This window comes from Shewanella sp. SG41-4, assembly GCF_014164505.1.
Taxonomy (GTDB): Bacteria; Pseudomonadota; Gammaproteobacteria; order Enterobacterales; family Shewanellaceae; genus Shewanella.
In genome coordinates this window covers 1-22974 of sequence record NZ_JACJFI010000025.1, presented here as the reverse complement: position 1 = coordinate 22974, position 22974 = coordinate 1, and the positions used below count along the sequence as shown (strand labels likewise).

The following is a 22974-nucleotide window of genomic DNA, read 5'->3' as shown; positions in this document are numbered from 1 at the left end:
ACAATGTTATCGATGGCTTACTTATTAGCTTTACTGTTAGCGATATTAATTTTCCAAATCGCTGGGCCAGTTTCGTGCGCATTCACCCCATTGGTATCTACAGCCACGGTTACAGGCATGTCTTGTACGTCAAATTCGTAAATCGCTTCCATACCTAAATCTTCAAATGCGACAACACGTGATTTCTTAATCGCTTTCGACACTAGGTATGCCGCGCCGCCAACAGCCATTAAATACACTGCTTTGTGCTTTTTAATTGAAGCAACCGTTTCTGGGCCGCGCTCAGACTTACCAATCATGCCCATTAGGCCTGTTTGGTCTAACATCATGTCAGTGAACTTATCCATACGGGTTGCCGTTGTTGGGCCGGCAGGGCCAACCACTTCATCACCGACTGGATCGACTGGGCCAACGTAATAAATAAACTTACCGGTAAAATCGACACCTGCTGGTAAACCTTCACCAGATTCAAGTAACATTTGAATCCGTTTATGAGCAGCGTCACGGCCAGTCAGCATTTTACCGTTGAGTAGTAAGGTATCACCACTCTTCCAAGTTTCGATTTCAGCTTGGGTGACAGTATCTAAATTGACACGGTGAGTGTTTTCACCCGCTTCACGAGTAATTTCAGGCCAATCAGATAAAGATGGTGGTACTAAATCGACTGGACCAGTGCCATCTAAATGGAAATGCACATGGCGCGTTGCTGCGCAGTTAGGGATCATCACGACCGGTTTAGACGCTGCATGAGTCGGTACAGATTTAATTTTAACGTCTAATACTGTGGTTAATCCGCCCAACCCTTGAGCGCCTATGCCTAAATTATTTGCTCGTTCAAAAATGTCTAAACGAAGCTTTTCTTCAGTGGTCTCTGCACCACGAGCCATCAACTCATGAATATCAACAGGGTCCATTAATGATTCTTTGGCCAGAACGGCCGCTTTCTCAGCGGTACCACCGATACCGATGCCTAACATACCCGGTGGACACCAACCCGCGCCCATTGTCGGTAATGTTTTTTCTACCCAAGCTGCGATATCGTCAGACGGGTTAAGCATGGCCATTTTGGATTTGTTTTCAGACCCACCGCCTTTAGCGGCAATCATCACTTCTATTTGATTACCAGCAACCATGTCAATGTGTACCACTGACGGTGTGTTGTCTTTAGTATTTTTACGCGCACCGGCAGGATCTGACACTATTGATGCACGTAATGGATTATCTGGATTGGTGTAAGCACGGCGTACACCTTCATCAACCATTTCTTGAACCGTCATGTCAGTTTTATCCCACTGAACAGACATACCAATTTTAACAAAGGTGGTTACAATTCCAGTGTCTTGGCATAAAGGGCGTTTGCCTTCGGCTGACATGCGCGAATTAATCAGAATTTGGGCAATGGCGTCTTTCGCGGCAGCGCTTTCTTCACGCTCATAAGCTTTGGTCATTGCATCAACAAAGTCTTTGGGATGGTAATACGAGATGTATTGCAGAGAATCAGCAATACTTTCAATAAAGTCAGCTTGTTTAATCACGACAGCTTGACTAGACATTGTAGAATGAGTTGTAGAGTGAGATGTGGTATTCGTCGACATATGGGGTGCTCCAGCAGCCATTGCGGCCTAACATGGTTATCGTTTTTATTAGAATCGATTTAATATTAACTATTAAGACCAATATGATACTCTTTCCATCCTTTTTGGGCTACATCACATTTTAGATAAGGGTTATCGATGTCTTCGCGGGCAAAAAACGCACTATTCATGCAAAAACTGGATTGGAAAATAGACACTAAGCAGCTATTTTCACTGGTAAGCCACCAGCCATGGGCGATATTACTCGACTCAGCTAATGCTCCGCACCAAGACGCCAAATTCGACATCATCGGTTTTAATCCTATTGCTACGTTAACTAGCAGCGATGGCATCAGTCGATTTTGCGCCAAAGACCCGGTCATCAAAGCACTCAATATTGAAATAGATCGCCATGCAAACCCATTTAACACATTAGCTGAACTGCATGAGCGGTTATATCCTTCAGCACAAGACAGCCAACATCCATTTAGTGTCGGAGCCCTGGGCGCATTTGGCTATGACCTTGGCCGAAATATTGAAAAGTTGCCACAAATTGCCATTAAAGATATTCATCTTGATGATATGAATATTGGGTTTTATGATTTTTCATTAGTTTACAGTTACGCTGATAAGTCTTGGTATGCTTATCACTATTGTGGATTTGACGCGTTAAAAGTTGAGTTGAATTTAATTGAATCTAAAACAGAAGAATCAGCCAATGACACGATAGCATCAGAGCCTTTCAGATTAACTACGGCTTGGATTAATCAGATAGATAATCAACAGTATCAACACAAGTTTGCTCAAGTGCAGCAGTATTTATTGAGTGGTGATTGTTATCAAATCAATTTAACCCAACGATTTGAAGCTCAATATCAAGGAGATGAATGGCAAGCTTATTGTGCTTTATCCCTTGCAAACCGAGCGCCTTTTTCGGCCTTTATGCGGGTTGATAACCACTGCATGTTATCTATCTCGCCAGAGCGTTTTATTAAACTTAACGATAAATATATCGAAACAAAACCCATTAAAGGCACCATGCCGCGCCATCTTGATCCTATTTTGGACCAACAAGCCGCCACAGCTTTAATTACTTCTGAGAAAGATCGTGCCGAAAATGTGATGATTGTTGACCTGCTCAGAAACGATATCGGTAAAGTCGCCGCCCCGGGATCGGTTAAGGTGCCGACATTATTCGCTATCGAAAGCTTTCCTGCGGTGCATCATTTAGTCAGCACGGTTACTGCCACACTTGCACAACACAAAACAGCATTCGATTTACTTAACGCTGCCTTTCCAGGTGGATCAATTACCGGTGCACCAAAAATCCGCGCTATGGAAATCATTGAAGAATTAGAACCTTCAAGACGTAATCTTTATTGCGGCAGCATCGGCTATATCAGCCAAAATGGTAATATGGACACCAGTATTACCATTCGTACTTTGGTCACCGAAAATAACCACATTTACTGCTGGGCAGGTGGTGGTATTGTTGCCGACTCTAATTGCGATGCGGAGTATCAAGAAAGCTTTGATAAAGTGAGTAAAATCCTTCCAATTCTCACTTCGCTAAATTAACTAAGTATCCTTATTAACTAAGACTAGGGTAATGACTTTTACATTACTAAATGCTCAGACTAAAATGGGATGATATATTTAGGATGTAGTGTTAACCACTGATTGGTCATATCAACTTTTATATCACTAATATTTATTAATAAACTTACTAATAAAATATAAAAAAGCTCGCATTGCGAGCTTTTTTATATTAAGACGATATTAAGTAAACTATTACTCTACTTTCGACTTTAACAAATCTCTGATTTCCGATAACAACACTTCTTCTTTTGAAGGTGCTGGTGGTGCTTTTGGTGCTGCTTCTTCTTTTTTCTTTAAAGTATTTATTGCTCTAACAAGCATAAATATTGCAAATGCAATGATAACAAAATCAATAACAGTTTGAATGAATGCACCGTAACTAATGACAACTGCAGGCGCTTCACCGACCGCTTCTTTGATAACAAATGCTAAGTCAGCAAAGTCGACACCACCCAACAAAACCCCAATTGGAGGCATTATGATCCCCGATACTAATGCACTGACAATTTTACCAAATGCTGCACCAATAATAATACCCACAGCCAAATCAACAACATTACCTTTGATTGCAAACTGTTTAAACTCTTTAATCATGCTCATATTCTTATCCCGTTAGTGTAAGTATTATTAATCTAAATAGTTAAAGGTCTACCATGTTTCATAGAACCGGATTCAGCTGATAATTAGGCCGTAGTAATAGATAAGGAATTTTCGCTAACATTTTAAAAATTAGATACTTACCCATTATTTATTTGTTTATTATATATTCTGACCCAAGCAAAAGCTTAATTTTTACGAAACAAAGATATAGCATTTGAAATTAAATGCAACAATTTAACATTTATTAAACATATTAAAAACATTCAATATGCTGGCACTTCCAACTGGAGTAGTTGGCCAATGGTCGTTAATAAGATTGTCACCAATAGACTGGTGGGAATAGAAATGATTCAGTTGTGCATGTCTGCAATAGCTAGATTAGTTGAATTCAAATTATTGCCTATCTAAGGTTTAAAAGGCATCAAAGTACAACGAACTCAGGCTATGTATACTTTACTCACCGAGTCAATATTGGGTTCGTTTGTTAACTTGAGTTGATAAATTCTAGGCTCAGATTATCTTTTGTCATTAAAGGTCAGCAACCTTAATATTTCTAAAAACCAGAACTTTTAATAGCGTTGCCTCATACTTCAATCCGGGGTTTGAAACCAATGTTAGCCATATTTTATCGGAATACACCAAAAATGAACAATCGTTCAAATATGCATTGAGCATTCGTTCATAACCTGCTTAAATACACTTCTTACATATTAAGGAGTTCACATGATTAAATTTTATTTCCATCCAGGCCCTAACCCAATGAAAATTGCTTTGTTTCTCGAAGAAACTGGCCTTGAGTTTGAACTCGTGCCTGTGGATACCTTAAAAGGTGAGCAACATAGCGCTGAGTTCAAAGCGATTAATCCAAACAGCAAAACACCCGCTATTGAAGACAACGGCGTTCGTGTATTCGATTCTAATGCCATTCTTTTATACCTTGCTGACAAAACAGGTCAATTAGCTGGAACCCCAGAAAATCGTGGTGAGCTTCTATCGTGGTTAATGTTTGTCGCCTCTGGTTTAGGTCCTTATTCTGGTCAATGTGTCCATTTCACTCACCATGCACCTGAAAAAATAGATTACGCAACAAATCGTTATCAACGCGAAACTCAGCGTCATTACCAAGTACTTGACGCACATCTTAATGATCGTGAGTTTATGGTGGGTGATGAATTAAGCATTGTCGATATTGCAGCATGGGGTTGGGTTGATAAAGTCGGCTATGTATTAGGTCAAGATGCCCTTGCCACTTACCCGAATGTTCAACGCTGGTTTAACAGCATCAACAACCGTCCTGCTGTTGAACGCGCCAGAGACATGGGTAAAGATATTCAATTTAAAGCAGAATTTGATGAGGCCGCAAAACGTGCTTTTTTCCCACAAAATTATGCTGTCTAAGTAAAATACATTTTGATCGCGTTATAAAAGGCTTATGGATGATATCCATAAGCCTTTTTGTATTTGCGTATGCGGCATACGCTCTTGCTGCAACGCCACTATATGACGCTAAAGGTTCCTATCTATATAAATATTTTAAGTTTATATAAAGCTTTGAAGTTGATGTACACGGTTTATATGTTTGATATTTAGCTACAACTGATTGTTTATATGAACATCATAGCGTTTAAGCATGTAGATTAAGCGTATAAATCATGAATACAATTTGTTATTTTTATTCACTTAGAGACGAATTTACTTGTTCTTGCGGTGGTATTTTCCTACTGTTATTGAAAATGATTATCAATGAGGTTACTCATGAATACCCATCTCCAGCATCAGATCAACCAATGGCTCAATAACGATCCCGACCCACACACCCGCTCACAACTGCAAACGTTAATTGATAACGGCAATGAAACAGAACTAGCGGCGCGCTTTGCGGGTCGTTTAGCATTTGGCACTGCAGGGCTAAGAGGCGAAGTGGGCGTTGGCCCTATGGCGATGAACCGTTTGGTTATCCGCCAAACTACTGCCGGCCTGGGGGCTTACTTACTCGAGCAAATCAACAATGCTGCCGAGCGTGGTGTAGTCATAGGTTACGATGGTCGTCATGATTCCTTTACCTTTGCCCATGATGCCGCAAGTGTATTAACCGCTATGGGCATTAACGTGCATTTAACCTATAAGGTTGCTGCCACGCCGTTAGTCGCTTTTGGAGTAAAACATCTTAACGCTGCGGCTGGCATTGTGGTTACCGCAAGCCATAACCCACCACAATACAATGGCTATAAAGTCTATTGGGAAAATGGCGCGCAAATTATTCCACCTCACGATAAAGGCATCGCCGCTCAAATTACTCGCGCAGCCACTCAGGCTATTCCCTTTTTAGCCTTAGATGACGCGATATCACAAGATAAACTTACTTGGTTGCAAGACAATTTCTACCAAGCCTATCGCCAAGGAATAGGTGAAGCTAAAGAGCTGCAATACCAGCGTGGACAAGACAAGGTCAGTTTAGCTTACACCGCAATGCACGGTGTTGGTGCCGACATGGCTGAAACGGTATTAAATGATGCTGGTTTTACCCAAGTGTATTCAGTTGCGGCTCAACGTGAACCCGATGGCGACTTTCCTACGGTAAACTTTCCAAATCCTGAAGAAAAAGGCGCAATGGATTTGGTAATTGCAGAAGCGAAAAAACATAACGCTACACTCGCTTGTGCCAACGACCCAGATGCTGACCGCTTTGCTGTTGCCGCTCGCACTGAAAATGGCGACTACCAAATGCTGACAGGCGATCAAGTTGGAGTGTTATTTGGCCATTACTTACTCAGCCATGCGCCTAAAAATCAGCAACTCACTGGCACTACTATTGTGTCATCAAGCCTGTTGTCTAAAATCGCCACTGAGTTTGGTAGTCAAAGCTATACCACTCTTACGGGCTTTAAGTGGTTAATGAATGTCGGTATTGCCAAACACCAAGCTGACAATCAGTTCTTATTCGCTTATGAAGAAGCGCTCGGTTACACCATTGGCAACTTAGTGTGGGATAAAGATGGATTATCGGCATTAGTGGCCTTTGCCCAACTGACTGCAGAGCTTGCAGATAATGGACAAACCATTTGGGATAAACTCGAGCAGATTTATCGCCAACACGGATTTCATCTTAATAAACAAGTGAGTATTGCCCTCAATGCTGACACGCCAAATATTGGTGCCTATTTACGCGAACATCCACCCGTGAAAATTGGTGAATATGCGGTGAGCTCGACCGACGATTTAAAAAGTCTGCTGCGCACCGCAGCTGATGGCAGCATACAAGCGATTGATTTACCCAGCAGTGATGTATTAATTTATGCTTTAGAAGGTGGCGCTCGAGTCATTGTTCGCCCGTCTGGTACTGAACCTAAAATTAAATGTTATTACGAAGTCGTTGAAACCATGACACGCTCGGACACTTGGGCATCTGCACAAGCTCGTGCAGAAGATGCCATGGCTGCCTTGATTAAATCGCACCAAACCAGTTTACCCAGCTAACAATTCATCAAGCGATTAAGTCTCATTAACAAAACTCAAGTCTCATTAATTAAAAAATGTTAAACGCCTGTTACTATTAACAGGCGTTTGTTTATGTTTTCGGGTAATTGTAATCCTAATGGAGTCATTATCACCTTTAACTAGATCAGAGTGTCATGAGATATGCCTGATTGACCTAACTACGCCTGCATTAAACAATCTATGCTCGAGATAAGTTCTCTATAATGTTACAAAATTAATCATAACGTTATCGCAGGATTGCTAATGTATAAAAGTCTCGTATCTTTGGCCGTTATTGCCAGTATTTCAGCCCCTGTAGCAATCGCTGCAGAGGAAGGTAAAAACCTAGAGCGTATTCAGGTAATTGGCTCGCGTATCGCCCTTCGTACCGCCACAGACAGTGCAACTCCTGTCGATATTATTACCTCAGAACAACTTGAAGCGACAGGTATAACTGAAACTGCCAAGGCATTGCAGTTTGCGGCTCCAAGCTACAGCTTTCCATTTTCGTCCATTACCGATGGAAGTGACGCGGTTCGACCTGCAAGTTTACGAGGCATGTCACCTGATCACACGTTAGTATTAGTGAATGGCAAGCGTCGTCATGGTTCAGCATTGGTTCACTTAGCTGGCACGTTAGGTAAAGGTTCATCAAACGTTGACCTTAATGCCATTCCAATGACATCCATTAAGCGAATTGAAATTTTACGTGACGGCGCGTCTGCGTTATACGGCTCCGATGCAATTGCGGGTGTCATTAACGTCGTACTGAAAGACAGCGACGAAGGTGGCAGCATTGTCGCTCAAGTTGGCCAAACTTACGAAGGCGACGGTGAGCAAGTACGTGTTGGCATTAATCAAGGCTTTAGTTTTAGCCAAGACGGTTTTGTGAATGTGTCTTTAGAAGCACATCAGAAAAATTCAACTAACCGTGCAGGTCTCGACCCACGTCAGCAATACCCAACGCTAGCAGACGGCAGCCCAGATCCACGCGAAGCCACATTCAATCGTAAAAACCATCATGTTGGCGACAGTGATTATGACAACTACGGCTTATTTTTGAATGCTGAACAAGGGTTCGATACCAAGGGTAAGCTTTATGCCTTTGGTGGTATTAGCAAACGCAGCTCAACTTCAGGCGCTTTTTATCGTCGTGCGTTGGATTCTCGTAATGTTATTGAAGTGTATCCTGACGGATTTTTACCACAAATTAGTCCAGAAATTATTGATTACTCCTTGGTAACAGGTTATGAGTTTGAACTGGGCCAGTGGGAAATCGATTCTTCTGTTGGTTTTGGTAGTAATAGCTTTGAATACAATGTAGAAAACAGCATTAACGCTTCGCTTGGTCCTAACAGCCCAACAAGCTTTGATGCTGGAACATTATCAACCAGTGAGCTAAATCTTAATGTAGATGCTTCAACCTACTACGATTTTGCCAATGACTCTGACTTACTCGTGGCAATGGGTATCACATGGCGCGAAAGTGGCTATCAAATTGAAGCTGGCCAAGAAGAATCGTATATCCAAGGTGATTACCAAGATAAATCAGGTGGTAGCCAGGGATTTGGTGGTTTTACTAAAGAGTCTGAAGTAGAAGAAGACCGTACAAACCTTGGTTTGTACATCGAACTTGAAAACCAACTCACCGATGACTTTTATTGGGCGGCGGCGGTTCGTTATGAAGACTATTCAGATTTTGGTAGCAATACCAGTTGGAAATTGTCCGGTCGTTATGAGCTAACAGACAGTGTGGCACTTCGTTTAACCACCGATACAGGTTTTCGCGCGCCAAGTGTACAACAGCTTTATTTTACCAACGTATCCACTTTCTTTGATCCAGACCCAGATACTGGTGAGTTTATCCCTAGAGAGTCAGGTACCTTTAACCAGTTATCACCGGTTAGAGCTGAGCTAGGTATTCCCGATCTTAAAGCGGAAGTATCACACTCTTATAGTGCAGGTATTGTTTACACTGGCGACAATGGCTTTGCAGTGACATTAGATGCTTATGAAATCAATGTTGATGACAGAATCATTTTGTCAGGTTCTATCGACAAAGAAAGCTCCCCCGCCATTGCTGCCATTCTTGAAGGCACCAATGCAGACTCGGCGCGTTTCTTTATGAATGCGGTTGATACTAAAACCCAAGGTGTAGACTTAGTTATCACTCAAGGTTTTGATCTCGGTGAATATGGCGACCTAAAAGCAAACCTTGCTTACTCGTACAAAGAAACTGAAATTGAGTCAATCTCTTTGCCTTCTATCCTCAATGGATTAGAAGACGAACTATTTGATAATATTGAAGTCGTTCGTATGACGGAAGCCAATCCGAAAAATACCGCTAACATCGGTTTTACTCATCAATATGATGACTTCACCACTAATTTACGTTTCAGCTATTTCGGTGAATATACCGTGGGTTATTCATCTAGTGAAGTGGAATATGGTGCAAGATGGACTACCGATCTGAGTACTCGTTACCGTGCAACCGATAACCTTTCAGTGACATTAGGGGTACAGAACCTATTCGATACTTATCCAGAGAAACGCCCAGAGGATAATAATTTTAACGGCATATTTGTATACCCACTCACCAATACTCCATTTGGTTTTAACGGTGGCTACTATTACTTAGATCTACGCTACACCTACTAAATAATCTTTATTAGTAAGCATTAATCAGCCGATAATCACGCTGAAAACACAAAAAGCCAATCATGTTTGATTGGCTTTTTCATTACATCAAGCTGAACAGAAAACGATTAATCGATAACAAGGCTTAAGCCTTCTTGTTAACTGACTAATATTGGCTGAACGTGTTTACTGATATTGTTTACTGATAGTGATTACCGATCATTAGCATTCGTGACATAGAGCTTTGCAAGATACTGCTTAGCGACCTCGTTCCAGCTAAATCGCTGTTTGGCGGCATTGTGCTTCACCTGTTGCCAAGTATCGCTGCCATATAACTCGAGTACTTGATTAACACGTTCTACCAAAGCTTGTCCTTGTGCTGCAAGCGTCTCACCATTAAATACCCAACCGCTGACATTATCTGTAATCGTGTCGTTCAGTCCGCCTACGCCATGAACCAAACAAGGTTGCCCTGCCCGCATTGCCAGCATTTGACTTATCCCACATGGCTCAAATGAACTTGGCATTAAGAATAAACTGCCCGATTGATAAAGTTGCTCAGAAAATGCGTCATCATAACCGTGTAAAAACACAAAATTATCATAACGAGCTGCTGTCGCTTGCAGAACCTTAGCAATATGCAGATCACCACTGCCAAGCAACATAAACACCCCGTTGGGTTGATGTTTCTTTAACGATTCAAGTACCGCTTCGAGTACCGTTTTTGCTGAGGAAAGGCTTTTATCTATTTGAGTGGCTTGAGTTGATTGAGTTGCACTAAAAGGTTGCAATAATATCAACACTTTTTGCTCGGTCAACCGGCCTACTGATGTGAGCAAAAATCGTTGTTTGTCACCATCAGAAATGTGGCTACTCACCTCTGTTGAGTGTTGATGCTCCGCCAATAAAGCATGCTTATACTGACTTATGCGGGTAAGCGCAATAGTGTCTAATACACTCACGTTATTAGCCTTAGCTTGCCATTTAATTATCGTGTCTTCTGCTTGGCGCAATAACCCGGCGTATCCCGTTTGATGATCAATATTGTCTAGAAGCTTATCATCATAAACACAGCCATTAATGATCCCTACTAAATTGCCTTGTTGCGCTTTAACCGCTAAATCTAGCTCTAATCCTTCACCACCAAAAAAACCTTTATGGTGATCCGATGGTATTAGGACTTCTCGAGCATAAGTCGGTGACACTAAATGCACTTTGTCACTCAGAACAATGCCCATCCGCATTGGATTAATGCAATTGTTGTAAAGTCGATCAAACAAGCTGTTATCTGCAATTTTATTTAACTTTCCCATATATTGCGGAAACCAATGGGCAAATGACGAATCATCTCCGGTATAGGGGCGGATCCCCTGCAATGCCAGGTTGTGAATAGTAAATACACAGGGAATAGCCTGTAATGCAGAAAACTCCGCCACGCAGCCGCGAAACATCGCCACCATTGCCGCGTGCCAGTCATGCAAATGTAGCACGTCGAATCGGGGCAATAGTCTGTTGACAAGGCATGTGGCAACACTCAAGGAAAACAGGGCAAATTTGGTCGCATCTTCGGCAAATGGTCGGTCTGCCGAACCGTTACAGTAAACCTGACCTTGATGGTTAAACAGCGGATTATCGAATAGGTAAATTTGAGCACCATTATTATCTTGCTCACCGATATCGACATCCACTATTGCATCTTTATTTTGTGGTCTGGGCATCCGATACACAGTGACAACATGGCGCGCGCCTGCAAAATCGACCTCAATATCAGCCATATGTGCGGCTCGATATTGTTGGGCTAAAAAACCATAATTAGGCATAGCGACATCGGCTATTACGCGACATTGGCCTAATGCTGGCGGCAAGTCGCGGATAACATCCGCCATGCCACCAACCTTAACGCCATGCAGTGCATCGTTTTCTGCTGCCACCAGCAGTACTCGTTTTACACTATTTTGAGTCATTTACAGTCCTTATACGTAACCAACAGGTAACCCCAACATTTTACGTGTTACTAAAGTAACGCCTTTTTCGGATACCCTAAACCCTCTTGCTCTATCGTGTTCTTGATTATAACCAATCACCATACCTTCAGGGATGATACAACCGCGATCTAAAATGGCATTTTGGATTTTACAATTTTTGAGTACTACCACATCAGGTAATAATACCGAGTCTTTTACAAACGAATAAGAGCAAACACGAACTTCGTCAAACAGCACACTACGTTTAACTTTAGCACCAGAAATAATACAGCCACCAGAAACGATAGAATCTACAGCCATACCACGCCTATCTTCATCATCAAACACAAACTTAGCAGGTGGTAGCTGCTCTTGATAAGTCCAAATTGGCCATTTTGCATCATAAAGGTTGAGTGGCGGTGTCGGTGACAACAATTCCATATTTGCTTGAAAAAACGAATCTAATGTTCCCACATCACGCCAATATGAAGGTTGGCCAGCTACCGCACTGGAAAATGGAAATGCAAGCACTTTGTGATTTTCAATAATGGCTGGAATGATGTCTTTACCAAAATCACGGTCTGAATTTTCGTTATTGGCATCTTTTTTTAACTGTTCAAATAAAAACTTAGTGTTAAAGACATAGTTGCCCATAGAGGCTAAACACATTGTTGGATCGTTTGGTAACGGTTTTGGCTCAGCGGGTTTTTCTTCAAAGCCAATCACCCGATGAGAGCTATCAACTTCCATCACCCCAAAAGCCCCAGCGGCTTCTTCGATAGGTGTTTCTAAACAACACACTGTCATCTCCGCGCCTGATTCTGCATGGGCGGCTAACAAGCCTGCATAGTCCATACGATAAATATGGTCACCAGATAGGATCATCACATATTTCGGAATTTCCTGTCTAATAATATCAATGTTTTGGAATACCGCATCTGCAGTACCTTGATACCAGTTACCTGATGTTTGTTGAGAAGCCGGTAGTATTTCAACCGACTCTCCTAGCTCTTTTTTAAAATGTCCCCAGCCACGAGTAACATGACGAATTAATGAATGTGACTTATATTGTGTCACCACCCCCACGCGGCGTATTCCTGAGTTAATACAGTTTGATAATGGAAAATCAATAATGCGATATTTACCACCAAAATATAATGCCGGCTTAGCGCGCCAATCGGTTAACTCGTGCAAGCGTGAACCACGTCCACCCGCTAAGATCAACGCATAGGTCTCTCGGGTTAAATTACTAATATAACGAATATCACTCATAAGCAGACTCCATTTTGCTATTTAATATAGCCATTAATAAATAAGCATTGATGTGATTTCTTTTATTTGAGGCATCACATCACTTTCCCTGTTTTACTTTTTCATCCAAATTTCATCGCGGTAGCCCGCTATGGTGTTGTCGCTTGAAAATCGTCCGCTTGCGGCAGTATTTTTAATACTCATTTGTTGCCAACTATCTTGATCAAGATACGTTTTTGCCACCAGCTCTTGTGCTTGACAATAACTGTCAAAATCAGCGGCCGTCATCCATTGATCATTAGGGTCGGCGATCGAAGCAAGAATGTTGTCGAAAATTCCCGGTTCGACCAAATTAAAATGACCACTTTCTAACATATTCATCACCCCTTTAAAGGCTGGTGAATGATCAATAATGTGTTGAGGTTGGTAATCCATACGAACTTGCGTTACTTGACTCGCATTTAAGCCAAATAAGAAGAAGTTTTCATGGCCAACCTCTTCAAGCATCTCAATATTGGCGCCATCTAATGTGCCAATGGTCAACGCACCATTCATCATGAACTTCATGTTGCCAGTACCTGAAGCTTCTTTACCTGCTGTTGATATTTGCTCAGATAAATCAGTGCCGGGACAGATTTTCTCCATCGCACTGACGTTATAATTAGGCAGGAAAGCCATGCGTAAATACGGCGTCACCAATGGATCAGAATTGACCATATGAGCAACATTATTTGCTAACTTAATGATTTGTTTTGCCATGGCATATCCAGGGGCAGCCTTGCCACCTATTAATACGCAACGGGGGACCATATCTTGAGTATCGCCATTAAGAATACGTCGATATAAATGGACAACATGTAGAATATTCATCAATTGGCGTTTGTACTCGTGAATACGCTTAACTTGCACATCAAACATCATCTTAGGGTCAAATTCGACGCCACACTGCTGTTTCACAAATTGGGTTAATGCTTGTTTATTTTCAAATTTTACCTGGGCCCATTCGTCAACAAATGCTTTGTCACTGATAAAGTCACCCAGCCCTTTAAGGCGTGACAAATCCTTCATCCAATCATTGCCTAAACGACGACAAATCAGCGAAGATAACTTAGGGTTACAAAATGCTAACCAACGTCTAGGGGTAACGCCGTTAGTCTTGTTATTAAATTTGTTAGGCCATAATTGATAGAAGTTATTAAATAACCCCTCTTTAAGTAACTGAGTATGTAATCCTGCCACACCATTAACAGAGAAACTGGCAACGATAGCTAAGTAGGCCATACGGATTTGCTGTTCTCCGCCCTCTTCAATGATTGACATCTCAGTTAGTTTTTCAATGTCGCCAGGCCAATGATGTGCCACCAACTCCAAATACCGTGCATTAATCTCAAATATGATTTCGACAATACGAGGAAGCATATTTTTCATCATAGGAACTGACCAACGCTCTAATGCCTCCGGCAATAAAGTATGATTGGTATATGCCATTGACTGATTGGTAATTGCCCATGCGGCATCCCAACTTAAGCCATATTGGTCAAGCAACAATCGCATCAATTCTGGCACCGCAATGCTAGGGTGAGTATCGTTAAGCTGCATTACGTTAAGCTCACTGAAGTGGCTAAAATCTTCACCAAACTTGTTCACATAACGGATTAAGAGGTCCTGTAAACTGGCTGAAGATAAAAAATATTGTTGCTTCAGTCGTAACTCTTTACCATTAACGCTAGCGTCGTTGGGATACAACACCATGGTAATTTGTTCTGCCAGGTTTTTAGTCGCTACCGCTTCTGCATAATCACCTTCATTAAACTCTGCTAAATCGAAATCATCATTGGCTTCCGCTTTCCACAAACGTAACGTGTTAATACGATTGTTTTTAAAACCAGGAATAGGCATATCATATGGAATCGCGAGTACTTTTTGAGTGTTAACCCAAACATGATGCCGATGTCCCTGCTTAAAAGAATGGGTTTCGGTATGACCATAAAAAGGCACAGATACAATATGATTAGAAATACGGACTTCCCATGGATTACCGTTACGTAACCAACGGTCGGGTCGTTCTACCTGATAACCATCTATTATTTTTTGTACAAACATGCCGTATTGATAACGGATACCATAACCTGTAACCGGTAAATCCAAACTAGCACAACTGTCGAGAAAACAAGCCGCTAAGCGTCCAAGTCCACCGTTGCCTAACCCTGCATCATGCTCAACTTGTTCAATATGTTCTAAGTTAGTGGCGTACTCAGTGAGTACTTGTTGAGCATCCTCGGTAATGTCTAAACTTAATAATGCATTACCTAATGCTCGGCCCATCAGAAACTCTAATGACAAATAGGCCACTTGTTTTTGTTGATATTGATTATCCTTGAGCCGTGTTTGACGCCAGTCATCCAGCATTTGTTCCTTAACACTTTGTGCCAAGGCATTAAAAAGTTCATGTTTATCGTGATCGTCTCTGCATAACTCATAGCGCATATGCCTTGCTAATAAAGCCTTTAAGCTATCGCAAGGTTCTTCATGAGAACAATTTTGTTCGTCTATTAATATCTCTGCAGTGACTTCAACTTTACTATTGGTTTTACTGATATTGGCACTGGCGTTATCTTTCGCGGTGGTCATCAATTGCTCCTTGTAAACTCGGTATGAAATAACATTAAACTACGACTCATTAAACTGACTTGCTGATCCTCATCCACTGAAGGCTCACTTTCTTGGGTATGTAATAAACAATGCCAATATCGAAGATGGGGTAATTGCGGCAGAGTAAAGGTATGTGCCAACTCGTCAGTATTAATCATCAATAACAATGCTTCTGTACTTTCAGCAGCGGCGCCAATATCAGCGTCACCTAAATTACCCGTTAAAATGACACTCAAAGTGCGGGTTTGATACTCACCCCAATGGGATTTGTTCATCACCTCACCCTGGCGGTTAAACCACGCTAAACCATTATCGAATAGTGCTTCAGGTTTATGAATAAATGCTTGATGACACAACATCGGAAAGCGTTTACGTAAGGTGATCAATTGAGCGGTAAAATTCACCAACGACCAATCTATTTGCTGCCAGTCAAACCAGCCGATAGGATTGTCTTGGCAGTAGGCATTATTATTTCCTTGCTGACTTTGGCTAGACTCATCGCCGGCCAACAACATCGGCACCCCCTGAGACAGCAACAGACACGTTAATAAGTTACGTTTTTGGCGGCTGCGAATTGCATTAATATCGACATCGTCGCACTCACCTTCTATGCCGTAATTGCTGCTACAGTTTTCCTGATGACCATCGCGATTTTCTTCACCGTTGGCCAAGTTATGACGATCACGGTAACTGACCAAATCATGCAAACTAAAACCATCATGGCTAGTAATAAAATTGATGCTGGCAGATGGGCCACGACCGTTATGTTCAAAAAAATCACTTGAACCGTGGAACCGCTTGGCAAACTCAGGCGATAAACCACTGTCGCCACGCCAGAAACGACGCATAGCATCTCGATAACGGTCATTCCACTCACTGAATGCCACTGGATAATTGCCTAACTGATAACCCCCCGGGCCAATGTCCCACGGTTCAGCAATCAATTTGACTTTGCACAGCACAGGATCTTGAGTGATGGCATCAAAAAAGCCACTTCCACGGTCAAAGCCATAGGCTTCTCGTCCAAGGCAACTGGCTAAATCAAATCTAAATCCATCCACTCCCATCACTTCGACCCAGTAGCGCAGAGAATCCATAACCAACATGAGTACTTGGGGATGATTAAGATTGAAAGTATTACCGCAGCCAGTATCGTTAATGTTGAAACGTTTTTCATTGGGTAATAACCGATAGTAGCTAGCATTATCGATACCACGAAAACTGTAAGTCGGTCCCAAATGGTTTCCTTCGGCTGTATGGTTAAAGACCACATCAAGGATCACCTCAATCCCAGCAAGATGAAGTGTAGAAACCATTCGTCTGAATTCGCCAATATCTCCCTCATCAGATAAATAAGCAGAATGTGGGGCCATAAAAGCAATGCTGTTGTAACCCCAGTAATTATTAAGGCCTTTTTGGACCAAAAAAGGTTCATCAAAAAAGCCATGCACGGGTAACAACTCTAAGCAGGTAATACCTAAGTTTTGTAAATAATCGATTGTAGGTTGGCTTGCTAGACCTGCAAAAGTGCCTTGTTGAGACAATTGAATATCGGGATGCTGTTGAGTAAAGCCCTTAACATGAGTCTCAAATATAATGCTCCTTGCGAGACTAATATTAAGTGGTGCAATAGGAATATCGTCTACAAACCGGGTGTCCAATACTTCACACTTGGGCATGTATGGCGCACTGTCTTGAGTATCGAATGATAAATCTTCATCTATCGCATCAATGTCATAACCATAAATCGAAGAGTGGTATGTCACTTCCCCGACTAATCTTTTGGCGTAAGGGTCGAGCAGTAATTTGTGATGATTGAAACGATGGCCGAGTTCAGGCTGGTAAGGACCAAAAACTCGATAGCCATAGAGCAGTCCCGCTTTTGCACCCGATAAGTGGCAATGCCAAATTTGTCGGGTTTGATGCTGCATAATGTATTGCGTCATTTCAATACTGCCAGTGGGGTCAAAAATACACAGCACTACTTTCGTGGCATGAGCCGAAAATAACGAAAAATTCACCCCGTTATCATCAAGTGTTGCCCCTAGTGGATAAGGATAACCGCTGGTCATATCCATAAAATGCCCTTGTAAAGTTGAATCCATAGTGTCTGTACCCACTTATTCCGCCGACTCTTCTGGCTTTGTCGTTGGCACAGTTAGTTCACCCAGTTCAGGAACCCAAATGCTGCAACCTAACGGGGGAACGGTAATAACAATACTGTGTGACATGCCCTGCCATGGCGTAGCCTGAGCTTCAAAGGGATTATCATTGACGACGTGACTGCCGCCATAGTGGCGATGGTCGCTGTTGAGCATTTCGCTGTAGCATTGCTCCGCAGGTACACCCACTCTGAAATCGTGATAAACCTGTGGAGACATGTTGACCACAATCACGACATGTTGTTGTCTGTCCGTGCCAAAACGACAAAACACTAAAATGTTATTTTCAGCATTATTGCAGTCGAGCCATTGGAAACCATCGCTATGATGATCGCGTTGATATAATGCAGGATATTGTTGATAGCATTGATTGAGATCGCGCACCCAATCTTGCATGCCTTGATGTGGTGCATAGGTTAATAAATGCCAGTCTAGGCTCTGGTTATGATTCCATTCGTTGCGTTGTGCAAATTCGTTGCCCATAAACAATAATTTTTTACCCGGATGGGCCCACATAAAACCATAATAAGCACGTAATGTTGCGAACTTCTGCCAGTCGTCACCCGGAATTTTATGCAGTAACGACCCTTTACCGTGAACGACTTCATCGTGACTGAGTGACAAAATGAATTGTTCGGTAAAGGCATACACTAAGCTAAAAGTCAGTTCACCATGGTGATAACGCCTAAAAAGAGGATCGCAACTGATATAACGCAGAGTGTCGTTCATCCAGCCCATATTCCACTTAAAACCAAATCCTAAGCCATTATTGCTGGTAGCTTGCGTCACACCTGGCCATGCGGTGGACTCTTCTGCAATCATGTTAATGCCAGGGAAACATTGGTACATGCGCGCGTTTAATTCTTGTAGAAAGCTAATGGCTTCGAGGTTTTCACGACCGCCAAATTTATTTGGGATCCATTGATCTGCTCTTCTGCTGTAATCGAGATATAGCATTGACGACACAGCATCAAGGCGTAAGCCATCAAAATGAAATTCATCTAGCCAGTAATGGGCATTACTGTATAAAAAGCTTCGTACTTCTGCACGGCCATAGTTATAAATTAATGTGTCCCAATCCGGTTGTTCGCCTTTGCGGGGATCGTCATGTTCATATAGACAACTGCCGTCAAACCGCACCAAGCCATGAGGGTCTCGAGGAAAATGTGCAGGTACCCAATCGAGTAACACGGCAATGCCTTGCTGGTGGCATTCATCGATAAAAGCTTTAAGGCCATTGGCATCACCAAAGCGATATGTCGGAGCAAATAACCCCACAGGTTGATAACCCCAAGAGCCGTCGAACGGGTATTCACTGATTGGCATTAACTGCAAATGGGTAAATCCCATTTCTTTAATATAAGGCACTAACTCGGCAATTAATTGCGAGTAATCGGTATAATCTTGACCGTCGTTCCCCTTGCGGCGCCATGAGGCTAATTGCACTTCATAGATAGACATAGGTTGTGCATGTGGTTGATGACTCGCCCGTTCTGTTAACCATTGGCTATCTTGCCAGTCGTAACATTCTATACGGGGTATTTTCGACGCATTATGAGGTGATGGTTGCATGGCGACCGCATAAGGATCGGACTTAATGACATGATTACCATGCATATCGCTAATGGCATATTTATAGTGTTGGTCGGGTTCAACGTCAGCAATGAAAATATCCCACAATCCACTGGCTGGATGATGACGCAACACGTGGCGTTTATTATCCCATAAATTAAAATCACCCATCACCGCAACTTGCTTAGCATTAGGTGCCCAAACGCAAAAGTGAACCCCTTTTACACCGTGATGCTCTCGCCAATTAGCCCCCTGAAAACGGTAAGTTTGCAGCTGGCTTCCTTCGCAAAATAAATACAAGTCATCAGGGTTGAGTAAACTGTCAAATTGATATGGGTCGTTAATAAGTTGCTCACACAACGGATATTGCACTCGTAATAAATAAGCAAAATATTTCACTCTGCGGCCCATTTTACCGGCAAATAAACCTTGCTCGTTCACTTGTTCAAGCGTCGCCACTTTACGTCTATCCCTAGCGCTCAACACATCAATACTGATTGCACCAGGTATTAAGCAACGGACCACCAGCGCTTTGCCATCATTAACACTGTGCATGCCAAGCAGTGAAAACACATCTGTGTACTCACCATTTAATAAGGCTATTTCACTACCTTGTTGAAAATACGGGGTCGCTACAGTCATATTCAATGATCCATTAGTAGGCTAGTTTATCGGATGACGATGTGTTTACAGCACCTGGGTTTACAGTCCTTGGTTTTACAGTACTTGGGTTTAAAGCACTGGCGTGAGTTCGGGACTTTCTGGCCGATGCTATCGCTTCAAGACGTTGCTGTACTTTTGGACTTTGAGCCATTTGTTTCATAGACAGGGGAAGTCGACGTTGCCAATTAGGGAACTCTTTCCAAGTACCGGGAATATTGACCCCGTGTTTATCAGCAACTAGATCACTTAATTGCACACTAAAAAGTTGGGCATTACCCTTCGCAGCAACAGATATCCATGCCAATAGAACACTGTCAAAATCTAACTGTTCGACCGATGTAATGGATGCTGGTAGCTCAAACGCCTGCTCGCGGATAAGCAAGTCAATTAGTTGCTGTTTCTCTTGCTGACGCTGGCCCAAGGTCTGCTGTAATTTGTCATCGGTTTCAATCAATTCAAGTTGACGTCGCAGGCGTAAGTCAGCACTAAACCACCACGCTGAAAGTGTGGGCACATCGTGATTAGCCAGCATCATCAGGCTTTGACGTTTGTAGTCTTGTGGTGGTTTAAACCCATTGTGGTCTTTACAGAAATAAAACAATTCATTAGATAAAATGCCTGCTTGGTGTAAACGAGACACAATTTCCGGCGGTACTATGCCTAAATCCTCGCCAATCACAATGCAACGAGCACGTTGGCTTTCTAAGCAAACAATGGCTAACAAGGTTTCTAGTGGATAATACACATAACAACCATTACCTAGTTCTTCATGTAGTGGCCACCACCACAAACGCAGTAATCCCATAACATGATCAATTCTCAACGCCCCGCAACTTTGCATATTACTGCGAACCAACTGGATAAAATGACTATAATCATGCTGTTTTAATTTAACCGGATCGAATGGGGTTAAGCCCCAATTTTGGCCATGTTCAGCAAAAGGATCTGGCGGTGCGCCGATACTGGCGTTATCACAAAACAAATCGGCATTAGCACTAATTTCGGCGCCATGACTCACAGCCCCGACAGCCAAATCACGGATAAGCCCAATACTCATACCAAATTGTTTTGCATTCAACTGGCAAGCTTGTAATTGCTCATTAGCGACAAATTGTAGATACAAATAAAAGCCAAAATCTTGAGTGAAATATTTAGGTGCTAATTCCACCTCGACGGTAACAAACTGCATCAGCGCAGCTTCATCTTGTGCTAAAAATGCCTTATAGGCTTTGTATCGTGGCGTTTCGAGCTTGACGTGGTGAGAACAAAATATTTGATACATCTTCTCGAAGGCTGCGTATTTCAGGCTGTGCACTTCATCGTAATTAATAAGATGCGCTTGATTCAGCACTAACCTTTTTTGCTGCCACTTCTGTGATAATAGTTCCCCATTAAGGGCCTTATATTCATCAACGGCTTCAATTTGTATATATAAAGGGTTTAAACGACGGCGGTCCGTTGGACTGTATGGACTGGGGTTATCTGGCTGGCTGATGTCTACAGCATGTAGTGGATTGAGAAGAATAAAATCCGCACCGGCATGGGCTGCGTACTCTATAAGTTCAGCTAAATTACCGAAATCACCAATACCCCATTGCGCTTCATTACGTAAAGCATACAGTTGCGCATTAAGTCCCCATGATTGCTTAATGTTGTTAAATGGTTGCGCTGAACGACCTTGATAAGCCGTAGACGGTGCAACCATAAACTGTCCATGTAAGGTGTCTTTACGCTGAGGATCATGATTAAACGCTAAATCAACTTGGTGATAACCTAAATGCAATGCCGCGTTATCAAGCATTAAGCGATATTGGCAATAACGCTTGTCATTAATATGATACTCGCCAGCTATAACACAATCACTTACATTGGCACTCACCGAGATTGTGTCAATATTTTCACCGCTGATGGTCACCACAAAACCAGATGCATAATTCTCTGGCAGATAGACATCAACATGAGGCTTATCAATACTGCACCATTGAAAAGTATGTAGCGGAACCAACCAAGGCTGTACATCGAGTTGCTCTATTCGTGCGTCTATCCTTGGCTGTGATAATTGCTGCTGAGTAAAAGCTTGTACATCAAATGATTGTTGGTTTGACTCATCATGAAGATGTTCATGTTGATGAAACGATGGTTGCAACAACATCGTGGTTAAAATGCCCTGCCTGTCCCTAGCGGGTATGTGGACAAGATTACCGAAACAATCGATAAATTCTGCACCAACGCCTTGCAAATATAGCAACTTCTCTAGTCCCATATTTGTCTCCCTCGCGATAATTAACTGCATTAATTCCAGCAGTTACCATGCCAGTTCATCATAACAAATTGAAGACAGATTAATGGCAATAAAATGACAACGATTACTAAATAAAAATCAACAACTTACCAATCGATGTTGACATTTGAATGTTTAAACACTCAATCATTTTAGGACTATTCAATGCACTATAATTGGGCGCAAGTCACAAAATGGCGCAATTAAGCAATCAATATCACTCTAATTATTGTTGCTCGGGATGTTGTGTAGAAGGTTGATATCAAGTAGGAACAGGTAATCTTGCAGCAAACAAATTACACAAACAATTGAGCATTCTGATAGGCTTGTTTAATCTTTATTTAATAACTTGCTGGGCAACACTCATTCCAGAGTGTTTGATACCAATGCCTTTAATTATCTGATCATTCAGCAGGAGTTCTGCATCTTCTAGATAAGTAATCGGATTGTAGGCATGGTTGTTGTAGGCATAGTTATTGTACGCATAGTTATTGTAAGCATAGCTGTTGTCAGTACAGTAGTTCTCGGCAACAGCTCCTGCG

The 22974-nt window shown here is 42.1% G+C and carries 13 protein-coding genes; 4 read left to right on the top strand and 9 right to left on the bottom strand.

The annotated features are described in order from the left end of the window. Positions 1-17 precede the first annotated feature (17 nt). Positions 18-1595: a fumarate hydratase gene (locus tag H5202_RS04405; RefSeq protein ID WP_432365303.1), complete on the bottom strand. Its 1578-nt coding sequence runs from the start codon at positions 1593-1595 to the stop codon at positions 18-20. 138 nt (positions 1596-1733) lie between these two features. Here H5202_RS04405 and pabB point away from each other — a divergent pair, with 138 nt between their 5' ends. Continuing rightward, entirely contained in the window at positions 1734-3152 is a 1419-nt protein-coding gene (gene pabB / locus H5202_RS04400) for an aminodeoxychorismate synthase component I (RefSeq protein ID WP_182770981.1), read from the top strand. A 213-nt stretch (positions 3153-3365) separates the two neighbouring features. Here pabB and mscL read toward each other — a convergent pair whose 3' ends face one another. Then, positions 3366-3773, bottom strand: coding sequence for a large-conductance mechanosensitive channel protein MscL (mscL, locus tag H5202_RS04395; protein WP_220493765.1), 408 nt, complete (start codon positions 3771-3773; stop codon positions 3366-3368). A gap of 723 nt (positions 3774-4496) precedes the next feature. Here mscL and H5202_RS04390 point away from each other — a divergent pair. The 3 genes from H5202_RS04390 to H5202_RS04380 all read left to right on the top strand — a co-directional run bounded on the left by H5202_RS04390 (position 4497) and on the right by H5202_RS04380 (position 9908). Next, the gene (locus tag H5202_RS04390) at positions 4497-5171 is read left to right on the top strand and encodes a glutathione S-transferase family protein (protein ID WP_182770980.1); all 675 of its coding nucleotides are present in this window, start codon (positions 4497-4499) and stop codon (positions 5169-5171) included. 357 nt (positions 5172-5528) lie between these two features. Continuing rightward, a complete protein-coding gene (locus H5202_RS04385) occupies positions 5529-7250 on the top strand; it encodes a phospho-sugar mutase (RefSeq protein WP_182770979.1) in 1722 nt (573 codons plus the stop codon). A gap of 264 nt (positions 7251-7514) precedes the next feature. Beyond that, positions 7515-9908: a TonB-dependent receptor plug domain-containing protein gene (locus tag H5202_RS04380; RefSeq protein ID WP_182770978.1), complete on the top strand. Its 2394-nt coding sequence runs from the start codon at positions 7515-7517 to the stop codon at positions 9906-9908. Between the two features lie 191 nt (positions 9909-10099). Here the strand turns inward: H5202_RS04380 and H5202_RS04375 are convergent, their stop codons facing one another. The 7 genes from H5202_RS04375 to H5202_RS04345 form a co-directional block, all read right to left on the bottom strand. Further along, positions 10100-11851 carry a glycogen synthase gene (locus H5202_RS04375; protein WP_182770977.1) on the bottom strand — a complete coding sequence of 584 codons (1752 nt, stop codon included), beginning with the start codon at positions 11849-11851 and terminating at the stop codon, positions 10100-10102. A 9-nt stretch (positions 11852-11860) separates the two neighbouring features. Further along, positions 11861-13123, bottom strand: coding sequence for a glucose-1-phosphate adenylyltransferase (glgC, locus tag H5202_RS04370; RefSeq protein ID WP_182770976.1), 1263 nt, complete (start codon positions 13121-13123; stop codon positions 11861-11863). Positions 13124-13216: 93 nt separating this feature from the next. Further along, on the bottom strand, positions 13217-15733 hold the full coding sequence (locus H5202_RS04365) for a glycogen/starch/alpha-glucan phosphorylase (protein WP_182770975.1): 2517 nt from the start codon (positions 15731-15733) through the stop codon (positions 13217-13219). Continuing rightward, positions 15733-17859 carry a glycogen debranching protein GlgX gene (gene glgX, locus H5202_RS04360; protein WP_182770974.1) on the bottom strand — a complete coding sequence of 709 codons (2127 nt, stop codon included), beginning with the start codon at positions 17857-17859 and terminating at the stop codon, positions 15733-15735. The genes H5202_RS04365 and glgX overlap by 1 nt, the downstream gene beginning before the upstream one ends. A gap of 15 nt (positions 17860-17874) precedes the next feature. After that, positions 17875-20130, bottom strand: coding sequence for a 1,4-alpha-glucan branching protein GlgB (gene glgB / locus H5202_RS04355; RefSeq protein ID WP_182770973.1), 2256 nt, complete (start codon positions 20128-20130; stop codon positions 17875-17877). Between the two features lie 13 nt (positions 20131-20143). Then, positions 20144-22414 (bottom strand): 4-alpha-glucanotransferase, encoded by a 2271-nt coding sequence (gene malQ / locus H5202_RS04350; protein WP_182770972.1) that lies wholly within the window; start codon positions 22412-22414, stop codon positions 20144-20146. Between the two features lie 355 nt (positions 22415-22769). Further along, positions 22770-22974, bottom strand: a 205-nt coding sequence (locus tag H5202_RS04345; protein ID WP_220493764.1) for a hypothetical protein, incomplete at its 5' end; no start/stop codon positions are given.

Bases quoted from the DNA above. Each gene is read 5' to 3' on its own strand.
- H5202_RS04405 (WP_432365303.1), bottom strand. From the start codon at position 1,595: ATGTCGACGAATACCACATCTCACTCTACAACTCATTCTACAATGTCT.
- pabB (WP_182770981.1), top strand. From the start codon at position 1,734: ATGTCTTCGCGGGCAAAAAACGCACTATTCATGCAAAAACTGGATTGG.
- mscL (WP_220493765.1), bottom strand. From the start codon at position 3,773: ATGAGCATGATTAAAGAGTTTAAACAGTTTGCAATCAAAGGTAATGTT.
- H5202_RS04390 (WP_182770980.1), top strand. From the start codon at position 4,497: ATGATTAAATTTTATTTCCATCCAGGCCCTAACCCAATGAAAATTGCT.
- H5202_RS04385 (WP_182770979.1), top strand. From the start codon at position 5,529: ATGAATACCCATCTCCAGCATCAGATCAACCAATGGCTCAATAACGAT.
- H5202_RS04380 (WP_182770978.1), top strand. From the start codon at position 7,515: ATGTATAAAAGTCTCGTATCTTTGGCCGTTATTGCCAGTATTTCAGCC.
- H5202_RS04375 (WP_182770977.1), bottom strand. From the start codon at position 11,851: ATGACTCAAAATAGTGTAAAACGAGTACTGCTGGTGGCAGCAGAAAAC.
- glgC (WP_182770976.1), bottom strand. From the start codon at position 13,123: ATGAGTGATATTCGTTATATTAGTAATTTAACCCGAGAGACCTATGCG.
- H5202_RS04365 (WP_182770975.1), bottom strand. From the start codon at position 15,733: ATGACCACCGCGAAAGATAACGCCAGTGCCAATATCAGTAAAACCAAT.
- glgX (WP_182770974.1), bottom strand. From the start codon at position 17,859: ATGGATTCAACTTTACAAGGGCATTTTATGGATATGACCAGCGGTTAT.
- glgB (WP_182770973.1), bottom strand. From the start codon at position 20,130: ATGACTGTAGCGACCCCGTATTTTCAACAAGGTAGTGAAATAGCCTTA.
- malQ (WP_182770972.1), bottom strand. From the start codon at position 22,414: ATGGGACTAGAGAAGTTGCTATATTTGCAAGGCGTTGGTGCAGAATTT.